General features: G+C 55.1%; 22 protein-coding genes. 7 read left to right on the top strand and 15 right to left on the bottom strand.

The features are described from left to right. Nucleotides 1–39: 39 nt before the first annotated feature. Nucleotides 40–1,347 carry a sodium:proton antiporter NhaD gene (nhaD, locus tag JJL52_RS11740; RefSeq protein WP_202052655.1) on the bottom strand — a complete coding sequence of 436 codons (1,308 nt, stop codon included), beginning with the start codon at nucleotides 1,345–1,347 and terminating at the stop codon, nucleotides 40–42. Nucleotides 1,348–1,558: 211 nt separating this feature from the next. Here nhaD and JJL52_RS11735 point away from each other — a divergent pair, with 211 nt between their 5' ends. Continuing rightward, the gene (locus tag JJL52_RS11735; protein ID WP_202052599.1) at nucleotides 1,559–3,211 is read left to right on the top strand and encodes a nitrite/sulfite reductase; all 1,653 of its coding nucleotides are present in this window, start codon (nucleotides 1,559–1,561) and stop codon (nucleotides 3,209–3,211) included. Next, nucleotides 3,198–3,650, top strand: a complete 453-nt coding sequence (locus JJL52_RS11730) for a DUF934 domain-containing protein (protein ID WP_202052598.1) — start codon at nucleotides 3,198–3,200, stop codon at nucleotides 3,648–3,650. Before JJL52_RS11735 ends, JJL52_RS11730 begins: the two co-directional genes overlap by 14 nt. A gap of 153 nt (nucleotides 3,651–3,803) precedes the next feature. Here the strand turns inward: JJL52_RS11730 and JJL52_RS11725 are convergent, their stop codons facing one another. The 3 genes from JJL52_RS11725 to JJL52_RS11715 form a co-directional block, all read right to left on the bottom strand. After that, nucleotides 3,804–5,135, bottom strand: coding sequence for a S41 family peptidase (locus tag JJL52_RS11725; RefSeq protein WP_202052597.1), 1,332 nt, complete (start codon nucleotides 5,133–5,135; stop codon nucleotides 3,804–3,806). A gap of 72 nt (nucleotides 5,136–5,207) precedes the next feature. Then, entirely contained in the window at nucleotides 5,208–6,404 is a 1,197-nt protein-coding gene (locus JJL52_RS11720; protein WP_236994221.1) for a murein hydrolase activator EnvC family protein, read from the bottom strand. A 7-nt stretch (nucleotides 6,405–6,411) separates the two neighbouring features. After that, nucleotides 6,412–6,888 (bottom strand): hypothetical protein, encoded by a 477-nt coding sequence (locus JJL52_RS11715; RefSeq protein WP_202052596.1) that lies wholly within the window; start codon nucleotides 6,886–6,888, stop codon nucleotides 6,412–6,414. A 280-nt stretch (nucleotides 6,889–7,168) separates the two neighbouring features. On the opposite strand from JJL52_RS11715, the gene JJL52_RS11710 reads away from it, so the two are divergent. The 4 genes from JJL52_RS11710 to JJL52_RS11695 all read left to right on the top strand — a co-directional run bounded on the left by JJL52_RS11710 (nucleotide 7,169) and on the right by JJL52_RS11695 (nucleotide 9,632). Continuing rightward, complete coding sequence (locus JJL52_RS11710) at nucleotides 7,169–7,483, top strand: ArsR/SmtB family transcription factor (protein WP_202052595.1); 315 nt, start codon at nucleotides 7,169–7,171, stop codon at nucleotides 7,481–7,483. 45 nt (nucleotides 7,484–7,528) lie between these two features. Continuing rightward, entirely contained in the window at nucleotides 7,529–7,978 is a 450-nt protein-coding gene (locus JJL52_RS11705; protein WP_202052594.1) for a rhodanese-like domain-containing protein, read from the top strand. Between the two features lie 163 nt (nucleotides 7,979–8,141). Then, entirely contained in the window at nucleotides 8,142–8,612 is a 471-nt protein-coding gene (gene secB, locus JJL52_RS11700) for a protein-export chaperone SecB (protein ID WP_202052593.1), read from the top strand. 3 nt (nucleotides 8,613–8,615) lie between these two features. Further along, nucleotides 8,616–9,632, top strand: a complete 1,017-nt coding sequence (locus tag JJL52_RS11695) for an NAD(P)H-dependent glycerol-3-phosphate dehydrogenase (protein WP_202052592.1) — start codon at nucleotides 8,616–8,618, stop codon at nucleotides 9,630–9,632. 40 nt (nucleotides 9,633–9,672) lie between these two features. Here the strand turns inward: JJL52_RS11695 and JJL52_RS11690 are convergent, their stop codons facing one another. From JJL52_RS11690 to JJL52_RS11640, 11 genes are all read right to left on the bottom strand, one after another. Then, nucleotides 9,673–10,686, bottom strand: a complete 1,014-nt coding sequence (locus JJL52_RS11690; RefSeq protein ID WP_202052591.1) for a L,D-transpeptidase family protein — start codon at nucleotides 10,684–10,686, stop codon at nucleotides 9,673–9,675. Nucleotides 10,687–10,876: 190 nt separating this feature from the next. Continuing rightward, nucleotides 10,877–11,692: a bifunctional DNA-formamidopyrimidine glycosylase/DNA-(apurinic or apyrimidinic site) lyase gene (gene mutM / locus JJL52_RS11685; RefSeq protein ID WP_202052590.1), complete on the bottom strand. Its 816-nt coding sequence runs from the start codon at nucleotides 11,690–11,692 to the stop codon at nucleotides 10,877–10,879. A 132-nt stretch (nucleotides 11,693–11,824) separates the two neighbouring features. Further along, nucleotides 11,825–13,090 carry an alginate export family protein gene (locus JJL52_RS11680; protein WP_202052589.1) on the bottom strand — a complete coding sequence of 422 codons (1,266 nt, stop codon included), beginning with the start codon at nucleotides 13,088–13,090 and terminating at the stop codon, nucleotides 11,825–11,827. A 33-nt stretch (nucleotides 13,091–13,123) separates the two neighbouring features. Continuing rightward, on the bottom strand, nucleotides 13,124–14,923 hold the full coding sequence (locus JJL52_RS11675) for an ABC transporter ATP-binding protein (RefSeq protein WP_202052588.1): 1,800 nt from the start codon (nucleotides 14,921–14,923) through the stop codon (nucleotides 13,124–13,126). Nucleotides 14,924–14,935: 12 nt separating this feature from the next. After that, on the bottom strand, nucleotides 14,936–15,949 hold the full coding sequence (locus JJL52_RS11670) for an ABC transporter permease (protein WP_202052587.1): 1,014 nt from the start codon (nucleotides 15,947–15,949) through the stop codon (nucleotides 14,936–14,938). Between the two features lie 161 nt (nucleotides 15,950–16,110). Continuing rightward, nucleotides 16,111–17,511 carry a CmpA/NrtA family ABC transporter substrate-binding protein gene (locus JJL52_RS11665; RefSeq protein ID WP_202052586.1) on the bottom strand — a complete coding sequence of 467 codons (1,401 nt, stop codon included), beginning with the start codon at nucleotides 17,509–17,511 and terminating at the stop codon, nucleotides 16,111–16,113. Nucleotides 17,512–18,334: 823 nt separating this feature from the next. After that, entirely contained in the window at nucleotides 18,335–18,760 is a 426-nt protein-coding gene (gene cynS / locus JJL52_RS11660; RefSeq protein ID WP_236994220.1) for a cyanase, read from the bottom strand. After that, the gene (locus JJL52_RS11655) at nucleotides 18,681–20,567 is read right to left on the bottom strand and encodes a bifunctional protein-serine/threonine kinase/phosphatase (protein ID WP_236994219.1); all 1,887 of its coding nucleotides are present in this window, start codon (nucleotides 20,565–20,567) and stop codon (nucleotides 18,681–18,683) included. The genes cynS and JJL52_RS11655 overlap by 80 nt, the downstream gene beginning before the upstream one ends. A 75-nt stretch (nucleotides 20,568–20,642) precedes the next feature. After that, nucleotides 20,643–21,455, bottom strand: coding sequence for a formate/nitrite transporter family protein (locus tag JJL52_RS11650; RefSeq protein ID WP_202052584.1), 813 nt, complete (start codon nucleotides 21,453–21,455; stop codon nucleotides 20,643–20,645). Between the two features lie 382 nt (nucleotides 21,456–21,837). Then, nucleotides 21,838–22,761, bottom strand: coding sequence for a GAF domain-containing protein (locus JJL52_RS11645; RefSeq protein WP_202052583.1), 924 nt, complete (start codon nucleotides 22,759–22,761; stop codon nucleotides 21,838–21,840). Nucleotides 22,762–22,785: 24 nt separating this feature from the next. Continuing rightward, nucleotides 22,786–23,355, bottom strand: a complete 570-nt coding sequence (locus JJL52_RS11640) for an ANTAR domain-containing response regulator (protein WP_202052582.1) — start codon at nucleotides 23,353–23,355, stop codon at nucleotides 22,786–22,788. A 972-nt stretch (nucleotides 23,356–24,327) separates the two neighbouring features. Here JJL52_RS11640 and rep point away from each other — a divergent pair. Then, entirely contained in the window at nucleotides 24,328–26,331 is a 2,004-nt protein-coding gene (gene rep, locus JJL52_RS11635; protein WP_202052581.1) for a DNA helicase Rep, read from the top strand. The last annotated feature ends 16 nt before the right edge of the window (nucleotides 26,332–26,347 follow it).

Raw genomic sequence — 26,347 nt, 5'->3', positions numbered from 1 at the left:
CGCGCCGCACGGAAAGCGCGGCGCGGAAACAGAAAGTTACTAGGCATTCAGCATATAGTGAACGACGATACTGCCGACATAACCTGCCGCAATCGCCGGACTCCATTTCAGATGGCTGAAGAACGTATACTTGTGATTGGATTGCCCCATCAACGCAACGCCCGCCGCCGATCCGACCGACAACAGCGAACCGCCGACGCCTGCCGTCAAAGTCACCAGCAACCATTGATACAGGCTCATATCCAGATTCATGTTCAACACCGCGAACATCACCGGAATATTATCGACGATCGCCGAAATCAAACCGACCAGAATATTCGCAGTCGTTTGGCCCAGGCCGTCATACATGGCGCCCGACAGCAATTCCAGATAGCCGATATACCCCAAGCCCCCTACCGCAAATACGACGCCGAAGAAAAACAGCAGCGTATCCCATTCGGCATGGCGCACTTTGTTGAAAATATCAAATGCCTCGTCGCCTTCCACGGTATATTTGGTTTTCAGATGGTAACCGTAAAGCATCAAAATCGACAAGCCGGCCATCATGCCCATGAACGGCGGCAGATGCAGGACCTGCTTGAAGCTGACCGCGGTCGCAATAGTCAACAGGAACATCACGCAGATTTGGATCGCGCCCGGCTTTAACACCACCGCTTCCTCTTCGGAAGCGTTCGGCTGCTCGTCCGGCACCGCAAAATACATCACCGCCGCAGGAATCCCATAGTTGACCGCCGAGGGAATGAACAACTTAAAGAAGTCGAAGAATTCGGCATAGCCGGCCTGCCATACCATCAGCGTCGTAATGTCGCCGAACGGGCAGAACGCACCGCCCGCGTTCGCAGCCACTACCAGATTCACGAAGCCGATACTGACGAATTTAGGATTGTCCGCGCCGACCGCCATCACCACGGCACCTACCAGCAGCGCCGCTGTCAAATTATCGGCCACTGAAGACAGGAAGAAAGTGATGATGCCGGTAATCAAAAACAGCTTGCGGTAACCGAACTGCCGTCTGACCAGCCAGGAACGCAGCGTTTCGAACACGTTGCGTTCGGCCATCGCGTTGATATAAGTCATCGCGACCAGCAGGAACAGCATCAACTCGGCATATTCTTTCAAGTTGTATTCGAACGCTTCATGCATCGCCTCGACCGAAATACCAGCCTGCGAAGCGAGGATTGCCGCATGCGACCAGATGATCGCAGCCGCCAAAATGACCGGTTTCGATTTACGCAGATGCGTAAATTCTTCCGCCATCACGAAGCCGTAGGCAATCATGAAGATCAGCACGCAATAGATACCGCGTTCGGTCCCGGTCAGCCCAAGGCTTTCAATACCGCCGGCCATCGCGAACTCGGGCACCAGCAGCGTCATCAACAAAACAAAAAGAAACCTCACAAACTCCCCCATTGATGATTTTTATATCGAAAAATTAAATGATTAAAGCGGTCTTCAACCGGATATACTATCACTTCGGAATAACCTTTGTCATTTTATGACGCAGCGTATATGATTAGCGGTCGCTATTATGCGCTTAACGAGCAACTATAAACCATCTATGTATCAGTACAACGAACAAGACCAAACCCTTGTCGAAGAAAGAGCCGCGCAATACCGGCGGCAGACCGAGGATTTCCTGAAAGGCGAACTGAGCGAGGATCAATTCCGGGCCCTGCGGCTGCGCAACGGCCTCTATATCCAGACCCATGCGCCGATGCTCCGGATCGCCGTACCCTATGGACTTTTGAGCTCCAGGCAGCTGCGCAAACTGGCGCATATCGCCCGCGAGTACGACAAGGGATACTGCCACTTCACGACCCGGCAAAACGTCCAGTTCAACTGGCCGGAACTCGAGCGTGTGCCCGACATCCTCGACGAACTGGCCAGCGTACAGATGCATTCGATCCAGACCAGCGGCAACTGCATGCGCAACACCACCTCCGACCATTTGGCCGGGGTTGCGGCCGACGAAATCGAAGACCCGCGCCCGTACTGCGAAATCATTCGCCAATGGACCACGCTGCATCCCGAATTCGATTATCTGCCGCGCAAATTCAAGATCGCGGTCAGCGGCGCCCGCCACGACCGGGCCGCCACGCAACTGCACGACATCGGCGTCCATCTGGTCAAGAACGAGGCCGGAGAGACCGGTTTCCGAATCCTGGTCGGCGGCGGCCTGGGCCGCACCCCGATCATCGGCCAGGTAATCCGTCCGTTCCTGGAAAAGAAACACCTGCTTTCGTACCTCGAAGCGATTTTGCGGATCTACAATCTGTTCGGACGTCGGGATAACAAATACAAAGCACGCATCAAGATCCTAGTCAAAGAAACCGGTCTGGAAAAATTTACCGAGATGGTCGAAGCCGAATGGCGGCAAATCAAGAACGGCATGGAACTTAGCGATGAACGGATAGCGGCAATCAAAGCGCATTTCGCGCCTCCCGCTTACGATCAGGATGCGGCACATGATCAAAGCCTGTCTGCGCATTTGGCGGCCGACCCCGCATTCGCCACTTGGTACAAATACAATACCGCAGAGCACCGTGTGCCGGGTTACCGCGCCGCGTTCATCTCGCTAAAAGCCCCGGATTCACCACCCGGCGACATGACCGATATGCAACTGGATGCGGTCGCCGATCTGGCCGACCGATACACCTTCGGCGAAATCCGCAGTACGCACCGGCAAAATTTGATTCTGGCCGATGCCAAACAGGCAGACCTGTTCCCCCTGTGGCAGGCCCTCTGTACACTAAAGCTGGCGACGCCGAATATCGGCACGGTCACCGACATCATCTGCTGCCCCGGCCTGGATTTCTGCTCGCTGGCGAATGCCGGATCGATCGGCGTCGCCAAAGAAATCAACGAAGCGCTCGACGACATGGACTACGTGCACGACATCGGCGACGTCAAGATCAATATGTCGGGCTGCATGAACGGCTGCGCGCATCAAAGCGTCGGCCACATCGGCATCCTCGGCGTCGACAAAAAAGGTGCCGAATGGTATCAGATCACCCTCGGCGGCTCTTCCGAGAACGAAGCCGCCATCGGCGAACGCTTGGGACCTGCGGTTGCCCGCGACGAAGTCACCCAAGCGATCACCACGATCCTGGAGGTTTATGTCAACCAACGGCAGCAAGAAGAATCATTTTTGGACATGGTAAAACGTGTTGGCATCACCCCTTTCAAAGAACGAGTCTATGCAGATCATTAAAGACAAAGCCATTATCGACGACACTTTTACGCCGCTTGCCGACGATGCCCCATTGGCCAGCGGCGACATCTCCGTCTCGCTGGCGAGATGGAAAAACGACCGGGAAACTCTGCTTGCACATGCAGACAAAGTTGGTGTGCGCCTCCAGGCTGGCGACAGCGTTTCGGACCTTGCCGACGACCTGAAGCGCATTGACCTGATCGAACTGAACTTTGCCGAGTTCGCGGACGGGCGCCTGTTTTCGCAGGCTTGGCTGCTGCGGGGCCGATATCATTATCAAGGCGAAATCCGGGCGGCCGGTCACTATTTGACGGACCAGACTTTTTATCTGTCTCGCGTCGGCGTGAATGCGTTTCAACCCGCAAAACCGGACCACCTGAATACCATTCTTGCGAATCTGAGCGATTTTTCGGTCAAATATCAGCCGTCGATCCAGTAATTCGGATCGCCCGAATAGCAAAAAAGCCTTGCCCGGAAAAATCCAGGACAAGGCTTTTTTATTTTCGCTTACATCCGATTAGCTTGCTCAATCCCTGCTGGTCGGCAGCATCCATTGCCTTCCAACAGAGATTTTCGCGAGCATGAAGCGAAATCAATGCTTCATGATCGCCAAACCTTTCAACAAAGATAACGCCTCGAATATCGGATAATCGTTAATTTCCAATGACTCTTCCGCCTTCGCCTTTTCATCCGGTGTTTTAGGCGTTTCAGCTTTTTCCCCTTTTTTCTTGCCGTTTTCCAGATGGTGCGACAAATCGGCTTCCTTAACCGGCGTAAACTCCGGCTTTTCGAGCGACGCCAGCTTAACCGAAGCGAGCGCAATATCAGGCTCGATGCCTTCCGCCTGAATCGATCTTCCTGAAGGGGTATAGTAACGCGCCGTCGTCAATTTAACCGCTGCGCCACTGCTGGTCGGCAAGATCGTCTGCACGGAACCTTTGCCGAACGATTTTTCGCCCATGATCACCGCGCGCTTCTGATCCTGCAGGGCTCCGGCAACAATTTCGGAAGCCGATGCGGACCCGGCGTTGATCAACACAACCATCGGCGCGCCGTTCAATAAATCCTCTCCCGCCGCGGAAAAACGCATTTCCGAATTTTCGATCCGGCCTTTCGTGTAAACAATCAAGCCGCTTTTCAAAAATGCATCACTGACTTCGACCGCAGCATTCAGTACGCCGCCTGGATTGTTCCGAAGATCGAGCACCAAGCCCTTCATTGCCCCTGCATTTTCTTTTTTCAGCTGCGCCAGGCTTTCCAGCAAGCTTTCGCCGGTACCGGATTGAAAGCTGCTGATCCGTACATAGCCGTAACCCTTCTCGAGCAATTTGCTCTTCACGCTTTTGACTTTGATCACGTCGCGGGTTAAGGTGAACTTCAAGGGGGCTTCTTCGCCTTCCCGAACTACCGTCAGATCGATTTTGCTGCCGGGGTCGCCGCGCATCGTCTTGACCGCCTCGACCAGGCTCATCCCCTTGACCGGCTTGTCGTCCAACCGGATGATCAGGTCTCCGGTTTTCAGACCGGCCCGTTGCGCCGGCGTATCGTCGATCGGCGAAACAACCTTGATAAAACCGTTTTCCATCGTGACTTCGATGCCCAAACCGCCGAACTGGCCGGTAGTGCCCTCTTTCAACTCCTGATATTCTTCGGGCACCAGATAGGCGGAATGCGGATCCAGGCCGCTCAACATACCGCGCACAGCATCCTCGAGGAGCTTTTTGTCCGATACAGGCTCTACGTAATCGCGCTTGATACGCCCGAAAATTTCGGTGAACGTCCTGAGTTCTTCGAATGGCAGAGTCTCCGCCTCGCTTTCCGCAGCAGGCTTGTTCAACTCGGCCAGAACACTGCCGCCGACGCTGATAAACACGCCCAACATGACCCCCAGGGACAAAATAAAAAATGTCTTGTTTTTCTGCATGCCTCTTGCTACCCCAAATATTCGATTCCTAAATGTGTTATTCCATGATACGGCCAACTGAATTCTACATGGCTAACCCGGATACCATGCCAACGGATCAACCGGCTTGCCGTTCTTGCGGATGCCAAAGTACAAACCCGACTGCGAGCGCCCACCGCTTTGCCCCGCTCCGGCAATTACTTCTCCCGCCTCAACCCAATCATCGACCTGCTTATAGAGACTCTGATTAAAACCATAAAGCGTCATGAAGCCGTTACCGTGATCGAGGATCATCAGCAAACCGTAACCCGTCAGCCACTGCGCATAGACGACCTTGCCGCGGGTCACCGCACGAACCTCCGCGCCTTCCGAAGCAGCAATCAGGATACCGTCCCAAAGGCTCTGCATCCCTTCGGCAGCCGATTGCCCCGAAATCGGCCAGGGCAAATGCCCTTTGAGTCCCTCGAAATCGACAGGAACTCTAGCCGGCTTCCGGACTGCGTCGGGCGAAGTCTCGTCCGGATTCTGCATCGGCTCGTTAGCTGCCGCAGTTTGCGACTCCTGAGCCTCCACGGCCTGATCTTGCCACTTGACCTGCTCGACGATCAGCGCCTTCAATTCGTCTTCGCTTTCTTTCAATCTCGCCAGCTGTTGCTCGCCGGACAGATAATCCTGCTCGACCTCGGTGAGCAATTTGCCTCTCTCATTCCTCAACAACTCAAGCGCGCTTTGTTCAATACGGTGCTGCTCCACATCGTGTTCCATCTGCAACGCTTCCTCCTGCTGCCGGCGTTCCAGCTCGGCAAGCCCGGAGACCGATTTTTGCATGACAGCCAGTTTCTTCAGGCGTTGCCTGCGCAAATAATCATGATAGACCACCATTCTGCTCGCCTTTGCGAGATCCTGGTGGTTCAGGATCAGCTTCAGCTTCCCGGACCGCCCCATCACAAAGTCGGCACGCAGCTGCGCCGCCAGCGCTTTGTGATGCAACGCAATCTCATCCTTCTGCAGCGCAATGTCCTGATGGATCAGCTTCATCTGGCGGCGATTCTGCGCGATCTGATCCTGAAGCCTTTTCAATGCGGCCGCGCTTTCACCATAACGTTGCTCGATGTCGGCCAACTGGTCGGTTATCGCCTCCTTCCTGAGCAGCATTTCCCGTATTTTTTTCTTGACCGATGCGATACCGGACTGGACCACACCCAGGTCGTTCTCAAGTATGACCTCTTCGGCACCGCATTCCCATGCCAGCAACCCCAGCACGATGCAGGTTACGATCCTTGTCCGCATAGCTCGCTTAATGGGCAGCCAGCAGGGATCTGCCCGTCCTTCCGGAGAGCTGCGGAATCCTTAAAATATTCAGCATGGTCAGCGCCAGACAGGACAGGTTGCGGCCCGCCGCTCGCGGTTTTCCGCCACAAATAGACGCCTGAGGCACCTGACTCCTCATAGGGGCTGCAGGGTGCTGCCCGGTTTCTTCATCATACATGGGGTGGATATTACCGTGGTCGGCGATTAGCCGCATCTTACCGTCGTTCAGGAAGCAAGTGACATGGGCATATTTTTCGGTCTCGCCCAGGCTGAGCTGTTTCATATTGAAATTGGACAACACTTTGCCCAATCCGTTCTCGATATGAGCCGGCAGGTACGCAACCGAATGATCGAACGCTTCATGGTATTCGGTCTGCTCCACGATAGCATTGCATTCTTTTTCCGGCGCGTGTCCGCCCCCATCAAGAATCAACAAAACTGAGGGCTTTAGCCGATCCGACATCTTTTAAATTTCTCCAGTCACAAACACAAAATCAACAGCCGCACCGCCCTCGAACCCTCACTCTTCACCAATGAATTATTGTTTCAATTCTCTACCCCCTAGAGATAAAACTAATGTATCATAGTGCCGTTTACTAGGCTTTCGTACGTAGGTATACGCAAAACAGGGCTACTTACTGCCCACTATATTAATACACGCGGCAATTCTTGTGTAAAAATAATTCATTGCGGCTGCTTTTTTCTAAAAACAATAACAAAAAACCGTTCTGAAGGTCGAATTTATGGACACCCTTGATAAACCCACGATATACGACGACAACGACATCAACCGGGCCGCACGGTGTATCAAGGCGATGTCGCATCCCTTACGGCTAAAAATATTGTGCGTTTTAGGCACCAATTCGGTCAGTGTACAGGACATCGTCGAACAGGTGGGCACCTCGCAAAGCAACATTTCCCAACATCTCGCCATCCTGCGCGAAAAAAACATTCTGGGATCCAAAAAAGAAGCGAACCGGGTCTATTACTACATCGACGACAACCGAATGCTGCAGCTGATCAACATGATGCGCGATGTCTTTTGTTCGCGGCATTGATGTGATTTAATTCCTTACCCTTCATCCGTTTCAACCAATCAATCCATGCAACGTCTTTTCGAATTCATTTTCAACCACTACGTTTATTCGCTCGCGCTGGCGGTCGTCACTTATTTATTGATTCAAGAATTTTTTGATGTGGCTTTCAAAAAATTCAAGCCCATCACGCCGATGCTCGCCGTTGCGAAGATGAACGAAGGCGACATTGAGATCCTCGACGTGCGCGAGGCGCCCGATTTCTCGGACAGCCATATCGAAAACGCAATCAATGCACCGCTCAGCAAGCTGGACGAACAACTGCCCAAAATTACCAGCGACAAAAAAGCTCCCCTGCTGGTCGTCTGCCAGAACGGCACCCGCTCCCTGACCGCCGCCAAGAAATTGGCCAAAGCCGGCTTCGAGCAGATATTCGTGATTACCGGCGGAATGGATGCCTGGACGGAAGACTACAAACTGCCGGTCGCCAGCCGCCGCAAGCAAAAAGCGAACGCCTGACCCCACCGACCCCGGTCGTCAATCGGCTTACCCAACCCCATAAAAAAGCGGATTACAGGCATGACCTGTAACCCGCTTTTTTAAATGGACCCTTTTATAACCTTGCGGTCATCCGAATTGAGCGATGATCCAAAAATATCCACTCTTTAACTGAAAAGCTATCATGGCAGAAGAACACCAAAACGTCGAAAAACAATTCGCAATTCAAAAAATCTATACCAAAGATCTCTCTTTCGAAACGCCGAATTCGCCGAAAGTCTTCATGGAGAAGTGGGAGCCGGTTGTCGATTTCAACCTGAGCACCCGTGTCGAAACACTCGATAAAAACCTGTACGAGGTCGTGCTGACGGTAACGATCACGGTCAAAATCGCGAGCTCCACGGCTTATCTTGTCGAAGTGAACCAGGCCGGCATCTTTACGATGGCAGGCTTCACCGACCAGGAACTCGGGCCGATGGTCGGCAGTTTCTGTCCGAACATTCTGTTTCCTTATGCCCGCGAAGTGGTGTCCGACCTGGTCGCCAAAGGCGGCTTTCCGCAACTGTTACTGGCGCCGGTGAATTTCGATGCATTGTATGCCCAGCATATGCAAAACGCACAAAATCAAACGCCTGCGAAGGAAAACCTGAACTAAGCGATGACCCCAAGAAAAATCGGCATTCTGGGCGCCGGCTCCTGGGGAACCGCGTTGGCGATCCAGGCGGCGCGAACCGGTTGCGACGTTCTACTGTGGGGACATCATCCGGATCATATCGAGGCGCTTTCGGCTGACCGGGAAAACAAGCACTACTTACCCGGCGCCGCTTTTCCGGCAAACTTGTCCGTTACCGCCGAGCTTCGGGAAATCTGCAGCTTTACCGATCTGCTGTTGATCGCGGTTCCGAGCCACGCTTTTAAAACGACGCTGGAGCAATTGAAACCGTTTGCGCCGGAATCCCTCCAGATCGCCTGGGCCACTAAAGGCTTCAATCCGGATGACGGCTCGTTGCTGCATGAACTGGTGATTTCGCTGTTTTCCGAGCAGACGCCGGTTGCGGTACTGTCCGGACCGACCTTTGCGCAGGAAGTCGCGGCCGAATTACCAACCGCGATTACGGTCGCCTCGCCGCACATTGAATTTTCGAGTCGACTGGCGCAATTTTTCCACAGCAGTCGTTTCCGGACTTACACCAGCACCGACATCATCGGCGTCGAGGTCGGAGGCGCAGTGAAAAACGTGATGGCAATCGCAGCAGGCATCGCGGACGGGCTGGGCTTCGGCGCAAATACCCGGGCGGCACTGATCACCCGGGGCTTGACCGAGATCATCCGGCTCGGCCTCCGTCTTCGCGGCCACCAGGAAACCTTCATGGGACTTGCAGGGCTTGGCGATCTGGTGCTGACCTGCACCGACAACCAGTCCAGGAACCGCCGTCTAGGCATCGCGCTCGGGCGAGGCCAGGCCTTGGAACCTGCGATCCGGGAGATAGGCCAGGAAATCGAGGGGGTGTTCGCAGCGAAAGAAACTTACCTGCTCGCCCGGAAATATTCGATCGAAATGCCGATCACCGAGCAGGTTTTCAAGGTACTGTATGAAGGCTTATCCCCGGCCGCTGCAGTACAAAACCTGCTCTCACGGGAACTCAAGTGCGAGTCGGGTGCGTCCCAGGAATAATTAAAGCACCGGCTGGCGGAACAGCCGGCGCTTCGGGAAGTTAAGACCCCCTGTAATAACCGGGGGAAGCAGCTCCGCTGGCCTCTCGGGTAACCCCTTCAGGCTGTTCATGCTCCAGCGGCGGCAGCCTTTCATAGATCGCTGTCGGCTCACCGTCGAGGTCGTGCAAAACCTGATTCAATATTTTCTGATCGAAATCCGGCATTTCTTCTTGAGTCACCTTCTGAATCAGACCAAGCGCGAGCGCATAGCGTTCGTCCTGACTCATCTCCTCGCCTTCCAGATCGGGATGGGCCTCGATATAGAGAGTATTGTTGAGCCAGCCGACTTTGATCGGTTGTTTCACGATATAGACGGGCGTGCCGATCGGCGCATGCTGGTATAAAGCCTCAATGTCTTCCGGATACATCCGAACGCAGCCGTGCGTGATCTGCATCCCGATCCCGTAAATCTTGTCGATGTCGGTACCGTGAATCCGATAGTCGCCGGGCAGATTCAAATACAGCGCATAAGCCCCCAGCGGATTGTGCGGCCCGGGCGGCACGACTTCCGGCAGCGGATCTCCCATTGCCGCATGCTCGCGTCGGATCGACTCGGGCGGATGCCAGCTGGGATCCTTCACTTTTTTGATGACTTTCGTTTTTCCGAGAGGCGTCTTCCAATCCTGCCGGCCGATGCCGTGCGCGAAGGACATCACCTGCTTTCCTCCGGGCGGGTAATAATACATCCGGTATTCGGACAGGTTCAGCGTAATACCCTCATGCGGCGTGTCCGGCAGAATACGCCGGTTGGCCAGGCGCACCGGTTCGCCTTTTTTGACATGCCAGCGATCGACTTTCTGGTTCAGGCGGACGATTTCCATTTGCCCCAGTCGATACTGCCGCGCCACGTCCAACAACGTTTCATCTTCTTCCGCTTTGGTAAAGGCGGTCGGCTGGGCGTACTCCATTACGACCGAATCGCCATTAGGCGGCAGGTCATAGGTTGTTGCGAACGCCGGACCGGCCGTCAGCGAGCAGAGAGACAATACAATATCAAGCGTTCGGATTCTCATCACTTTGATTCGGGAATAGTAAAATTTGCGGATTTTATGACTTAAAAAATGAGAGTTTAAGAAAGGTAAATAGTTCAGGATAACCTAGACTATCAGATTTTAGCAGGCAAATCCCGAGAAAAGGTTCATAACTCGGTGTAATTGTATCACATCGATAAAACTGTCAGGCAGTCGGAGTGTGCAGTCCGGACTATCGCTGGCACTGTCTGCAGAAAACGGTTGAACGTCCCGACACGCGAATTTCGGTCAAAGGCTCGCCGCACAGCGGACAAGGCAGTCCCGCACGGCCGTAAACCCGAAGTTGCTGTTTGAAATAACCGGGCCTGCCGGCCTCATTCACAAAATCGCGCAAGGTCGTACCGCCTTGCCGGATCGCATCCTCTAACACGAGAACTATGCACTCGGCAAGACGCCGGTAGCGCGCGAGCGAAATTTTGCCGGCATGCCGGGTCGGCAGAATGCCGGCCCTGAACAGCGCTTCGTTCGCGTAAATATTGCCGACGCCGACTACGATACGGCTGTCCATAATGAAGGACTTGACGGGAATCTTGCGGTTTTGCGCCAACGCATAGAGGTGCGCCCCGTCGAAATCGTCCGTCAACGGCTCAGGGCCCAAATCTTTCAACAACGGATGATCGGCAACCGGCCCGGTGGTCCACAACACGGCTCCGAAACGGCGGGGGTCGTTGAACCGGAGCAGCGTCCGGTCGCTAAAAATCAGATCGACATGATCGTGCTTGCCGTAAGGCTGTCCCTCCGTCAGAATCCTCAAACTGCCCGACATGCCGAGATGCATGATCAACGTCCCCCGCTCGGTGCGCAGAAGAAGATATTTGGCGCGCCGCTCAACCGATTGGACGGCTTGCCCTGTTACCGTTTCGGAGAGCGACTCGGGCACGGGCCAGCGCAGCCTCGGCTGGCGGACGATGACTTGCCGGATAAGGCGGCCTTGAATGGCTGGCGCAATGCCGCGGCGGGTGGTTTCGACTTCGGGGAGTTCGGGCATCGGTCCGGCGGGAGAATCGGTTGGATTAGATGTTACTTAAACCGCACAGTGTAACATAAAATCGATTCCGGCCCTTTCGGCGGTCCGGCCCTTCCGCGAAAGGGCCGGCCGGATGCCGCCGATTTTTAAGTTTTAGAAACTGACGTTCGCTTGAAACCAGATTTTTTGCGTATCGGTCGCCGCAAAACCGGTATCCGCGTTAAAGTTGGCGTATTTGGCCAGCACCGAATAATGCTTGCCGAATTTCTTGACGACCTGGAAATCCCATTCCTTGCCGTAAGCCATTTGCCCGGTGTCGTCGCTGAAATCATGATAGACGCCGGTCACGGTGGTTTGGTAACGCGGGAACTCGACCATCACCGTGCCGAACAGATCGCGGATCCCGTTCGCCGGCGTGGTCAGGAACAGATCGGCCCAGCCCTGGAAGGCATGATTTGTGCCGAGCGGCGTATCGAAGGTTTTGTTGACCCCGTAGCCGTTCAACTGCTCCCAAGCCCCCATCACGCTGACGTTGAAGGCCTTGACGCCGCCCATGAAATTGAAACGGTCGGCTTCGTACTTGGTCGTGCCGTGGCCGTAATCCTTCTGGTCGGCCCATTCGGCCGTATAAAGCAGATTGATCGTATCGAAGAGTTTCGGCGACGAACCGTTGAAACGGATACCGTAGGTCTGATTGGATTTTTCCAGAAACAGGTTTCTGCCCGCCGCCGGCCCCGGATTGACATCCTGGTAGTCCAGCCAGTAACCGTAAGCGACCAGATTGCCGTAATCGCCCACCTTATAATTGATGTTCAAGATCGGCGCTTCGATATTTTCCGTCGTCGAAGTAAAGGTCTGCACGTTGCCGATATAACCGGCATTGATCGTCAGTCCGAAAATCTGCTGGTTGGCGTGCGTCAGCAGGATCGCATCGTAGGTGGTTTCGAGTTGCCGCCAGCCGACGTTGCCGATATAGCGGTCGTCGTCCAGTTTGATGCGCTGCCGGCCGCCTTTGATAATCGTATCGGGTATGCCCGAATAACTGATCCATAACTGGTTCAGCTCGGTTTTCTCGGGATCGGCAATCGTAGAGTAGGTTGTGTTTTTGTTCCGGGTGCTGTTGTAGTCCTCCTGCATCGCCCAAAGCCCTTCGAATTCGGCATAGCCCTGAAAGCCGTAAAACTTCGGCGATTGGGCACCCAACCGGAACCGGGCGGTATTTGCATTCGCGGTTTTGGCCGTGCCCTTGTCCTGGTCGACGTTCTCCCACCGGTAATTGATATCGGCTTTGATCGCGCCGTTGTTGCCGTAATGGTAAAAATTCAGCGCATCCTCGATTTCCTGCGTCACGTCGGCCATCGCCGCACTGCTCAGCAAGGACAGCGACAGAAAGGTAACTTTAGAGGTGTAATGTGTCATGGCAATTCCTTAAATTCTGTGATTGGCGTGGCGTTAGTGAGTGTGGTCGCATTCGGCGAGGAAGGTCAGCAGGCTTTCCCGGTAACGGTAGTAATCGGGATGCGCCAGGAGCGCCTTGCGGCTGCGCGGCCTCGGCAGATCGATGTCCTGAATCTTGCCGATTTTGGCGTGCGGACCGTTGGTCATCATCACGACCCGGTCGGCCAGCAAGATCGCCTCATCGACGTCGTGCGTCACAATAATCGCGGTCACATGCGTCCGCTCCCACACCTCCATCAATACTTCCTGCAATTCCCAACGCGTTAAAGAGTCCAGCATCCCGAAAGGCTCGTCCAGCAGCAGCAATTTGGGCGACAGCGCAAACGCTCTGGCGATGCCGACCCGTTGCCGCATGCCGTTCGACATGTCGGCGGCTTTTTTATGCAGCGAATCGCCGAGGCCCACGCGAGTCAGGTAATATTCGACGATGTCGTCGCGTTCGGCCTGGGTCGCATGCGGATAGACTTTATCGACGCCCAAAGTCACGTTCTCGAATGCCGTCAGCCAGGGAAACAGGCTGGGTGCCTGAAACACCACGCCGCGGTCGGGACCGGCGCTATCGATTTCCCGGTTATCCAGCACGATGCCGCCTTCCGAAATCTCGTTCAGGCCGGCGGTCATCGACAGCACGGTCGATTTGCCGCAGCCCGAGTGGCCGATGATCGAAATGAATTCCCCCTTTTTCAACTTCATGTCGAAGCCGTCGACCACCTTGACGGTGCTGTTGCCGTCCGGCGTGGGGTAGATTTTCGAGACTTGCGAGAACTCCAGATAGCGCGGCCGGCCCAGATCGTCCTGCGAAGGTTTCAGGGCCGACGTATCCGTTTTCCAGTCGTTGCCGGTGTTCGGGCGGACATTCGGCAACACCACGCGGTCCGCATTATCCTGCCGGTTTTTTTCGAGGCCCACCTGCATCAGATAACGGGTGATGTCGGCACGCAGGCGCTTGAATTCTTCGTTATGGTTCAGCGCGGTCCGGTCGCGCGGCCGCTCGATGTCGATCTTGAACGCAGGGCCGAACGTCGCATCCGGTCCCGGATTCAGCGGAATGACCCGGTCGGCCATATAGATCGCCTCGTCGACATCATTGGTGATCAGCACCACCGTTTTCTTGTCCTGCTCCCAAATCTGCAGAATTTCGTCCTGCAGATTACCGCGGGTCAACGCATCCAACGCACTCAAGGGCTCGTCGAGCAGCAGGATGTCCGGATTCGCCGCCAGGGCCCGTGCGACGTTGACCCGCTGGCGCATGCCGCCTGAAAGTTCGGCCGGCATTTTGTCCATCGCGGCGCCGAGATTCACCATCCGCACGTATTTCTCGGTATGCGCCTGGCGTTGCGCGGGCGTCCAGTCCCGGTAAATCTGATCGACCGCCAAAGCGACGTTTTCGTACACGGTCAGCCAGGGCATCAGGGAATAATTCTGAAACACCACGCCGCGGTCCGGGCCGGGCGCCGTGATCGGCTGGCCCTGCTTCAACACGTCGCCGCTGTCGACGCCGCACAGGCCGGCGATGATCGACACCAGCGTCGTCTTGCCGCTGCCGGAAAAACCGACGATCGCGATGAATTCGCCTTCGCGGATCGTCAGGTTGATGTCCTTCAATATCGAAGTCTTCTGCGTCCCTTCGCCGTAGGACTTGCAGACATCCTTCAATTCAAGCAGCGTCTTGGCGGCTGCCTCTTTGGAGCCCTTCGGTTCGGAAGCCCGGGTTTTCGCAGGAAGCTCTACCACATTGTCCTTCGGGCGATCCGAAACGTCGGCATTGTTCGACTTTAATTGGGCTGAAATCATGCCGGCCTCCCCTCAGCGTCCGAAAGAAAAGACTTTTTGCAGCGACTGCATGATCCGGTCCAGAATGAAGCCGATGATCCCGATCGTAAACACCGCCACCATGATCCGGCCCAGCGAGTTGGAACTGCCGTTCTGAAACTCGTCCCAGACGAACTTGCCGAGCCCCGGATTCTGCGCCAGCATTTCTGCCGCGATCAGCACCATCCAGCCCACCCCCAGCGACAGCCGCATGCCGGTAAAAATGTAGGGTACGGCCGAAGGCAGGATGATCTTCTTGATCTGCGTGCTCCAGTTCAAGCGGAGCACCTTGCCGACATTGACCAGATCCTTGTCGATCGAGGAAACGCCGACCGCCGTATTGATCAGCGTCGGCCACAGCGAACACAGGGTTACCGTGATCGCGGAAGTCAGGAACGATTTTTCGAACCAGGAATCGTCGGTGGTAACGTAGACCGCACTAACGACCAGAGTCACGATCGGCAGCCAGGCCAAAGGCGACACCGGCTTGAAGATCTGGATCAGCGGATTGATCGCCGTATTGATGGTCGGGCTCATGCCGCACAAAAGACCGACCGGCACCGCGACCAGCGTCGCCAGAAAGAAGCCGGTGAATACGGTTGCCAGACTGGTGCCGATCTGATCCAGATAGGTGCCTTTGCCGTTATAAGGGCGCGCTTTCGGAGGCGGCTGGTCGGGATGCTCGGCCTGCGCCTGCTTGATCCGGGCTTCCTGGCGCTCGTAATACTGGCGTTCTTTTTGGCGCTGCGCATGATGCTCGTCCATCAGCCCGCCGGCCTCCTGCCAGACCGCAACGGGTCCCGGAATCGCGCCGAGGCTGGTATTCACGCGCGCTGCGGAAAAACTCCACAGTCCCAAAAACAGCAGGAAGGCGATGAACGGCACGCCCATCATCAGCCATAACTGGCGCAGTTGCTGCGCGGGATTTTCTCCCGAGGCGATTTTCACCATCGGAATAAACCAGGTCAAACCGGTAATATTCAAGAATTTGATCAATTTGTTATTCATAATTTGCCCGCGCCCGTTACCGGGGGGATCCGAATAAGTGGTGTCTTGAAGGAATCGTGCCGAAAAAAATGTGCGTCCCTGCACTCACTCGACATCCGTTGTACACATCAGAGGCACATCTAGAACAAGAAGGGTTAACCCTTAATCAAGCTTCCGGGCCGTTACTCGACGATCTTGCCGCCGGTGACCTTTTGCTTGCCTTTTAGACCAATGGGGAATTTGGTCAGGTATTCGTTCGGCTTCGTCGCATCGAAGACAACACCGTCAATGAAGTCGGCATTCGGCGGCTTGATACCGGTTTCGCTTTCAGGCGGAAAATCGCTGGCCTTCGCCTTGCCTTCGGCGATCAGCTCTTTCGCAGCCGCCATGTAGATATCGGGACGGTAAACTTGCTTGGCCACATCCATATACCAGGAATCCGGCTTCGCTTCGCTGATTTGGCCCCAACGGCGCATCTGGGTCAGATTCCAGACCGCATCGCTGTAATACGGATACGAAGAGTTGTAGCGGAAGAACACGTTGAAATCGGGCAACGAGCGCTTGTCGCCTTTTTCATACTCGAAAGTACCGTTCATGCTGTTCGCGATCACGTCATAATCGGCGCCGACATATTGGGTTTGCGAGAGCATCTCGACGGCTTCGTTGCGGTTTTTGTTGTTTTCCGCATCCAGCCACATCTCCGCTCGAATCAGCGCCTTGATCAACGCCTTATGCGTATTCGGATGTTTTTCGGCCCAGGCTTTGTTTACGCCGAAAATTTTGTCGGTGCTGTTCTTCATCAATTCAACATCACCGATTACCGGCACGCCAATACCCTTGAATACGACTTGCTGGTTCCAGGGCTCACCGACGCAGTAACCGACGATCGTACCGGAATCCAGGGTTGCCGGCATTTGCGGCGGCGGCGTTACCGACAGCAATGCTTCGGCATTGATTTGTCCGGACGTATCCTGAGGCGGTGCATAGAAGCCCGGATTGATGCCGCCGGCCGCCAGCCAGTAACGCAGTTTAAAGTTGTGCGGACCGACCGGAAAAGTCATCCCCATGTTGAACGGTTTGCCGGCCGCCTTATATTTTTCGAGCACCGGCTTCAGCGCATCCGCCTTGATCGGATGCACCGGCTTGCCGTCCTTCACAGGAATCTGCGGTTTCATTTCTTTCCAGACGTCGTTCGATACGGAAATCGCAACGCCATTCGAAGACAGCGTCAAGGCACTGATGATGTCGCCTTTCGTACCGTAACCGATCGCTGCGCCGAAAGGCAGCGACACCAACATGTGGGCGCCGTCCAGTTCGCCGCTCAATACGCGGTCCAGCACGACTTTCCAGTTAGCCTGCGCCTCCACTTGCACGGACAAGCCTTCATCCTCGAAAAAACCTTTTTCGAAAGCGACCGCGAGCGGCGCCATATCGGTCAGCTTGATAAAGCCGAGCCTAACGGTTTCGGTTTCCAAATTCTCGGTCACCGCACCGGCGGAAGTACTGAAGATCAAAGCCGTAGTAGCTGCCGCCTTGGCGAATAGGCCGGCCAATTGAGTCAGGGTAAATGTTCCTTGTTTCATAAAATTCATCTCGGGGTAAAATTTAAGGCATAAAGCAGTCTTACTGCGGGAACGCCGGCAATGCCGCATCCCATAGTGATGCCTTTGTCAATCGCTCATCTTTAAGCACAAATTTTTGACCCCACCGTTAGAGTCTTCACTTGGGTAAAAGCATTATTTGTGCCAATACCACAAACCCCTTCTTTTTCTTTATTTTTTATTATTTTTCATATATTTGCATAAGCCATTTGCATGAATTTATTTATTTGCAGAAATAAACCGGCGAACGGGAGCGGAGAGATTGCCCAATGAACGTGCAGGAGACCTACCGCATTGCACCAAGTTAAGACAAAAGGGGTTTGATTCGCAAAATACCGGGCTGAAGCTTCCCGTTTCGGGCATACAGCCCTAAGAATTCGGCTCCAAATCACTTCCCGGCCCAAGACCTGCCAGGTTTTAAAAACCTGGCAGGTCTATCCCCCATATAGGCCAGATCCTAAGCAATGCCGCGCCTCGGTAGAGGACTTTTGCCCTACAGGGCAGTAATTCTTAGCGAATATTGAACGGCATCATGGATTGGATAAGGGGAAATGCGGGTGCCCTCCCACGCGCATGGAAAAACGCATGCATTCCCCGGACGCAATATGAACATGCGCTAACGGGGATGCGGATTTTACTTACGCTGCAGTTCGGAACGCTGAAGGCCCCACGGCATTGAGGCGGAAGAATCAGCCCTCGACATGATCTTTGCCGAAAGCCGACGATTGAACCGAAAGAAAAAAGCAGAGGCAACCGAGCGATGACCCGGCTGCCCCCCAAACGCTATGCTAAAGCAACAAACCGGTTACCACGATTTGTAAGGCAAAAATTTGCCGTTCATCGTGATCACGACGCGGTCGCCGGCGAGGTTTTCTTCTTTGCCGACCGTCATGCTGAAATCGATGGCGCTCATGATGCCGTCGCCGAACTTTTCATGAATGATTTCCTTCAAAGTTTCGCCGTAAACGCCGACGATTTCGTAAAGCCGGTAAATAAGCGGATCTTGAGGGACATCAAAAGACCATCGTTTATAAGGAAACATTTCCAAGGCGGTTTGAACTTCGGCAGGCAGTTCCAAAACGGCGCAGAGCTTTTCGGCAATGTCCTGCTTCATGCTGTTCATGCCCAGGCAGGCCGAAGCCAGCCAGACTTCATCGACGCCGACCTGTTCCGCAATCGCGGTCCAGGTCAGCTGTTTTTTCACTTTCGCCGTAATGATCAGGTCGGTCATTTGCTCTTTGGTCAGCAGCGATTCGGCTTTGCCGGACGACGGCGTTTGTGCGGGTGCGGTTTTCATTTTTAGACTCCTCACTTTTTAATTTGAACAACAATGCGACAACCGTAATTGCCAGAATTAAAGCAACGCTTTTCCAAAAAGCCACCGGATGGCGTTCGATCAGGGGCGGCCGGGTTTTATTCAGAAACGCCTGGTTCGGGTGGCGAAGATCGTAGATAAATTCGGATAACTCCTCGTAGCGCTGATACGGATTCGGATGCACCGCCTTCCGGAGCACATCGTCGATCCAGGCGGGAATCTCGCGATCGTCATCCAGCACCGAGCAATAGCCCAACTTCTTTTGCGCGGCGCGGGACCTGGCTTTGGAGACTTCGGCGCCGTAGGGCAGTTTCCCCGACAACATCTGATAGGTGATCACGCCCAGCGAAAAAATGTCCGAACGGGTCGTCCCGCTTTCTCCCAGAAAATATTCCGGCGCGGTATATTGCGCGGTTCCGAGCAGTTCGCTGCGCTGAATCGGCGTGGCGATCTCCATCAGGCCGGCCACTTTCGTCGAGCCGAAATCGATGATCCTGACCGTGCCGGTCGTGTCGATCATGATATTGTCCGGCCGCAGGTCCTGATGCAGCATTTCCAGCCGGTGAAAAGCGCGCAGGCCTTTGGCGATTTGTTCGACGATGCCGCGCACGGATTCCATATCCGGTTTCGGGTTGTCGATCATCCACTGCGTCAATGTCTTGCCGTCGACGAATTCGGTCGCGAGATAGAGATAGTTGCGCTGCCGCGTCCGGACGCAGGGTTTCAACACGTAGGCGCTATTGATGCGCCGCGCGATCCACTCTTCCGTCAGAAACCTTTCCAGGTAAGCGGGGTCGCCGCGAAGATCGATCGACGGCGTTTTCAGGATGACGGACGCACCGGTGTCGTTATCCACCGCCAGATATACGTGGCTGCGGCTGCTGGCATGGACTTCCCTGACGATCTTGTAGCCGTCGAAAACCATACGGGCGTCCAACGGCGGAGGAAAAGGCAGCTCGGTCAACTGCCGGTAAAGCGCGTCGGCATCCTGGCCGGGCAGGTCTTCGACCCGGACCACCAAGGCGGTCAAATTATCCGGACTGCCTTGCCGGTAGGCTTCCACCACGATCGCTTTCGCCGCCGCATCCGGATCGTTCGAATGCGCTTTGAACGCATCGACGACGAAACCGGGGCCGGCATATTCGTAAACGCCGTCCGTCGCAAATAAAAAAGCGTCGCCGACTTCGACTTGCAGAGCGCGATAGTCGATCTCGATCTGCGGATTGATTCCCAACGCACGGCCCAGATAACTTTCGTCCTGCGAAACCCAAAACCGGTGATCATTGGTCAATTGTTCCAGCGCATTGCCGCGCAATCGATAGATGCGCGAATCGCCTACATGAAAAATATGCGCGGTGGTCGATTTGATCACCATTGCGCTCAAAGTGCAGACGTATCCTCTGTCCTTATCGTAGCGATACGGGCTTTGCCGGGTCTGGGCATGCAGCCACGAATTGGCCGCCTGCAGGACCTGCTGTGCGGATTTCTGAACGGACCAAGCCTCCGAAGTGCAGTAATAATCCTCCAGAAATCCCGTCACGGCGGCTTCGCTGGCGATATGGCTCACGTCGCTGCTGCTGATCCCGTCGGCCAGCGCAACGGCAATTCCTTTAAAGCTCAATTGAGGTTCTTTCGGAATATGGGCGCCGTGAAAATCCTGATTGATTTCCTTGCGGCCTTTTTCGGAATATTTCCCTAGGGCGGCTTTTAATTGACCGGGCATTCAGCGCGTATATAAAGAAAAAACGAGAAAGCTTCAGCCGGAGAAGCCGGCAGAAGCTTTAAGGTGGTGCTCAAATCAGGCAATAGAGCGTTTGGGCGCCGTTTTGACGTGCGTGGAATACAAGGTTAGTCCGGTAAAGGCCAGTCCGCCGACCAGGTTTCCGACTACCGTCGGAATTTCGTTCCAGATCAGATAATCCATGATCGAGAATTTTCCGCCCATGATCAGTCCGGAGGGAAACAGGAACATATTGACAATGGAATGCTCGAAAGTCATCGCAAAGAACAGCATGATCGGCATCCACATCGCGATCACCTTGCCGCTGACCGTGGTGGAAATCATCGCCCCGACCACGCCGGTGGATACCATCCAGTTGCAAAGCATGCCTCTGATGAACAGCGTCAGCATGCCGGCCGCACCGTATTTTGCGTAGCCCAGGGTCCGCGCTTCGCCGATGCCGGCGATTTTCTGCCCCACTTCATTCGGCTCGGTCGAAAAACCGAACGTGAAGACAATGGACATCATCACCGCCACCGTAAACGCCCCCATGAAATTGCCGACGAAAACCAGGCTCCAGTTCCTTAACACGCCGCCGATCGTAACGCCCGGCCGTTTGTCGATCAGCGCCAGCGGAGTCAATACGAAAACGCCGGTCAGAAGGTCGAAACCCAACAGGTACAGCATCGAAAAGCCGACCGGAAACAGGATCGCGCCAATCAGCGGCGAACCTGTCTGGACGGTCATCGAAACCGCGAACACAGCGGCCAATGCCAGGATAGCGCCGGCCATATAAGCCCGAATTATCGTATCCCGGGTCGACATGAAAATTTTGGATTCACCCGCATCCACCATTTTTGTGACAAATTCTGAAGGGACTAAATAAGACATAATTTTCTCTACATCCGAAAGTGATTATGAGCAGTTCAATCAAGAACCGATTTGGACATGCCGGGGACATGCGTTCTAAAGATGAAGCAAAAAACGCACCACAGCGGAGAGAGACGGCAATATTTTGGAACTTTCCCCATTTAATTGCTAAATTTATGATAATTGCGCCGGCAGCCGAACCAATCTGGTGCAGGCCGAGTGTTCGAATGGTGCGGGGCGATTGAATGACCCGGGGCGGATGAGAGGAAAAGAGGGCGGCCGAGCCGGCGCCAATGCGACTGTTCGGCGAATCGATCGGCCGGCGAAAGTTGAAAAATTCAGGCCTAACCGTTCCTATGCCTAAACATGAGGACGAAAGCTTCCGGCTCGACCGGAGAAAACTTCAAAACAGAAACGTCACGATCGCCTTCAGCCGCCCTTGCTCGATCACCGGAATCGCCAGCATGCTGCTGAGATCGTCCAGTTCGACGTTATAGACTTCTTCCTGATTGCCGCTGATCGACGGCATGCCGGTCAGCCAGGCCCGGCCCAAGGCGCCTGCTCCCTTGTCGACCGTCAGCGTTTCGAAGATTTCCGCCAGATTGTTGCTGTTTTTGCTGTAGCTTTGCCGGCAGACCAACTGTCCGCGCTCGGGATCCGGAACCCATATCTGGATGCGCTTGGCGAGGGGCGTCGCGTTCGCGGAAAGAAAAGTGATCGCATAAACTTGCTCATCGCCGTGAATAAACGGAATGCCCAGCCCGGTGGCAACGCCCGATTTTTGCGCTTCCTCCGCGCGGGGAAAACCGGCCGCCAGGCCGATATCCTCGGTCAAAACCGGCATCCCCGCCTCCCAGGCCATGCCCGGTATGCCTTGCCCCTTGGCAAGCCTGATTTGCCGGGATAAAGCCTCGAATTGCCCCAAGGAACCGTAATAGCCGTCCAGCACATGAAGGGTTTCCGGGGCGGCCGGCTCGTTGCACCAGACCTCGATCGCCCCGGCCTGCTCCCGATCGTCCCCGCAGAGAAACACCACGATAGCCAATAAAAAATCGCCGGAGAAAATCGGCATGGCGATGCCGCAGGTCAAACCCGCTTTTTGCGCCGCGGCGGTGCGCTTGAAATAGGAATCTTCAAACCGGCTCAGCACGATCGGGTGGCCCGCGGCCCATGCTTTGCCCGGCAACCCTTCGTCGTAAGCGAAACGCTGTTTTTCGCTGATGCGCTTGAAATCCGTCAAGCTGCCGTACAATCCCGAGCCGAACTCCAACTGCGTCCGTTCTTTGTCGGGAATCCAGATTTCGATCACTTTGATAAACGTTTTCATGGCGGGTCGATAAAAGTCAGCGTTCTATTTCAGCAATTCCGCCATCGCAATCACGTTCCGGGCCATCTGGCCCAGCGTGATATTCCGGTCCATCGCCAGTTTTCGGAGAGTATGGTAGGCTTCGTTCTCGGTAAAGTTTCGCGTGTTGATCAAAATCGCTTTGGCGCGGTCGATCTGCTTCCTGTCTTCGAGCTGGATTTTCGCTTCCTGCAGCGCCTGTTTGAGCGCCTGTTGATGCTTGAACCGGGCCAGGGCCACCTGGATGATGGAAGGAAGCCGATCGCCATCCAGGCCATTCACCTCGTAAGACGTGACTTCCGACTGAATCGCTTTCTGGATCGTCGCACTGCTGCCGTCGGCCGCAAACATGATCACCGGCAGCGGCGACTGCCGGCTCAGCGCGAGAAGGTCGGCCAGCAGCGCCTCGGAAGGCGATTCAAGATTGAAAATGACCGCGTCCGGCCTTATTTCCCTGACCTGCGCAATGAACGACGGCCCGTACTGAATCGAAACCGTTTCGGAGCCGTCCTCAAGCAGGGCACTTTCCAAGGGAGTATTATCGACTCCGCATTCGACTATCAAGAAATTCGGCATGGCGGTAGACGCGCAACTTAAAAAAGAATTTAATAAAAACAGAAATGCAATATTCGCGCCAACGCGCCCTTCAAAAAATAATAAAAAATTCACCCACGAACGCCCCCCCCTTTTTTCAGAATTAAGGATGTGGCTAAAAATAACCTCCCGACATGCCTCCTGATCGTTCCCACGCTCGGCGCGCGTCCTGAGAGCCCCCTCGTATGGCGACAACCGTGTAGAGACGTTCTTTAAATACAACCACCAGTTGTAGGGTACGCTGTGCGTACCATTAGGGGGGATGAAAAGGTACGCACAGCGTACCCTACAGCGGTTTATCCTTTGGGGTGTAGCCCAAGCCGGGTAAAGGCGGTATTACGGATAAGCGCTCGGTTGGAGAACGAGAGAGGGAAGTAATGATCGACCCAATTCTAAGTTAAGCCGTCATTCCGGCATGGATTGCCGGAATTGACAGGCCCAACTTTAACTTAGGATTTCGTCAAAAATAATTTTCCCCTTTGAAAAAGAGGAACTTCGTCAAATACATCTCCCCCTTTGAAAAAGGGGGATCGAGGGGGATTTATATTTTGGAAAATCTCCCCTAACCCCTCGGCAATCGCTCCTGCATTGCCCTACCTCCTGCATCCATGCAGTCGTCGGCAATCGCTCCTGCATTGCCCTACCTCCTGCATCCATGCAGTCGTCTTTTTCAAAGAGGGGAATGAACAATCCGCTTTTCGAAACGATCAACTTCGGAAAGTTCTTTCCTACCCGATCCTTAAGGCATTGCTTCACCGGGAAAAGGTATTTTCAGCCTATTCGGCGCCGATAAATTCCTGATCCTCACCCGCCTGTCCCTCGTTCCACAAGCAAAAGCGGATTTTTTACTTGCCGGACTTTTTTCCGAGCGCCCGAACCTCTACAATGGCGTCCCGCCCATCGGCAGGCTGCCGGCTTTTCGAGCGGACGGAAATGCCACAAACCAACCGATCCATGAACAAGCTAAACCCAGAGCAACAAGCCGCCGTCAAAGCCATCGACCGCCCCCTACTGGTGCTGGCCGGCGCCGGCAGCGGCAAGACCCGCGTAATTACCGAAAAGATCGCCTACCTGGTCAAACAAGGCACGCCCGCGCGCCATATCGCGGCGGTCACCTTTACCAACAAGGCCGCGCGCGAAATGAAGACCCGGGTGTCCCGATTGCTCGACGACAACCAATTGCGCGGCCTGCGCGTCTCGACCTTCCATTCGCTCGGGCTCGACATCCTGCGCGCCGAAGCCAAAACGCTCGGCTACAAGCCTGGCCTGACCCTATTCGACGAGCAGGACAAACAGACCCTGCTGCGCAACCTGATCGCGCACAGTTCCCTTAGCTTCGATCCGGACCAGTACGAGCGCTACGCCTGGCAAATCGGCCAGTGGAAAAACGCGTTCGTGACGCCCGAACAGGCGCTCTCGCACGCGACCCAGGAACAGCATCACGCCGCTCTGCTCTACGCGGACTACATCCAGAGCCTGAAAGCCTATAACGCGGCCGATTTCGACGACCTGATCCTGATCCCGGTGCTGCTGTTCCAGCAGCATCCGGCGATCCGCGAGAAATGGCAGAACAAGATCCGCTACCTGTTGGTCGACGAATACCAAGACACCAACTCGACCCAGTACGAACTGGTCCGCCAGCTCGCCGGCAATCTCGGCCGCTTTACCGTGGTCGGCGACGACGACCAGTCGATCTACGCCTGGCGCGGCGCGCAACCGGAAAACCTGGCGCAATTGCAACGGGATTACCCGCGCCTGCAGGTGATCAAGCTCGAACAAAACTACCGCTCGACCGGCCGCATCCTGAAAGTCGCGAACCAATTGATCGCAAACAATCCGCACGTGTTCGAAAAACGCCTGTGGAGCCGGCTCGGCTACGGCGATCCCCTGCGCGTACTCAGCCACAAGGACGAGATCACCGAAGCGCAGCAGGTCGTTTCCGAAATCGTGCACCACCGCTTCAAGACCGGCGGCTCGTACGGCGACTATGCGATCCTCTACCGCGGCAACCACCAGTCGCGCCTGTTCGAACGGTGCCTGCGCGAAAACAACGTGCCCTACTTCATCAGCGGCAGCACCTCGTTCTTCGCCTATACCGAGATCAAGGACATCCTGGCCTATCTGCGCCTGCTGGTAAACCCGGACGACGACGCCGCGTACCTGCGCATCATCAATACTCCGCGCCGCGAGATCGGCCCGGCCACGCTCGAAAAACTCGGCGCCTATGCGAACGAGCGCCACATCAGCCTGTTCGCGGCCAGCGGCGAGTTCGGACTGAAGCAGAAGCTGCAGGACAACGCCGTCCACCGCCTCGAACGGTTCCGCGACTGGATCGTCGACACCGCCGACCGGGCCGAACGCGGCGACCAGTTCGCAGTGCTTGAACAGATGATCGACCAGATCGGCTACAAGCAATGGCTGCAGGAAAACACCGGCAGCCGCGACGCCGCCGAGCGCAAGCTGAAGAACGTCTACGAACTGCTCGACTGGCTCAAGCGCATGGCCGAAAAGGAAGAATCGGGCAACGCCAAGCTGTCCGATATCGTCTCGAAGATCATGTTGATGGACATGCTCGAACGCAACCGCGAAGAAGAAGCCGGCGACCAGGTCAGCCTGATGACTCTGCACGCCGCAAAGGGCCTCGAATTTCCGCACGTGTTCCTGATCGGGATGGAAGAAAACCTCTTGCCGCACCAGAACAGCATCGACACCGACAATATCGAAGAAGAACGCCGCCTCGCCTACGTCGGCATCACCCGCGCCCAGCGCACCCTGACCTTCAGCTACTGCACGCACCGCAAGCGCTACGGCGAAGTCGAGGAATGCGAACCGAGCCGTTTTCTGAGCGAACTGCCCGCAGACGACCTCGAATGGGCCAACAAAAAACAGCTCGATCCCGAAACGGTCAAAGAGCGCGGCCGGGCCAGCCTCGCTCATCTGAAAACAATGTTGTCGTAATTATTTTAGAATTTGG

This window comes from Candidatus Methylomicrobium oryzae, assembly GCF_016745425.1.
Taxonomy (GTDB): Bacteria; Pseudomonadota; Gammaproteobacteria; order Methylococcales; family Methylomonadaceae; genus Methylomicrobium; species Methylomicrobium oryzae.
Note: the sequence above shows the minus strand (reverse complement) of the source record. Positions and strands in the feature narration are given on the sequence as shown.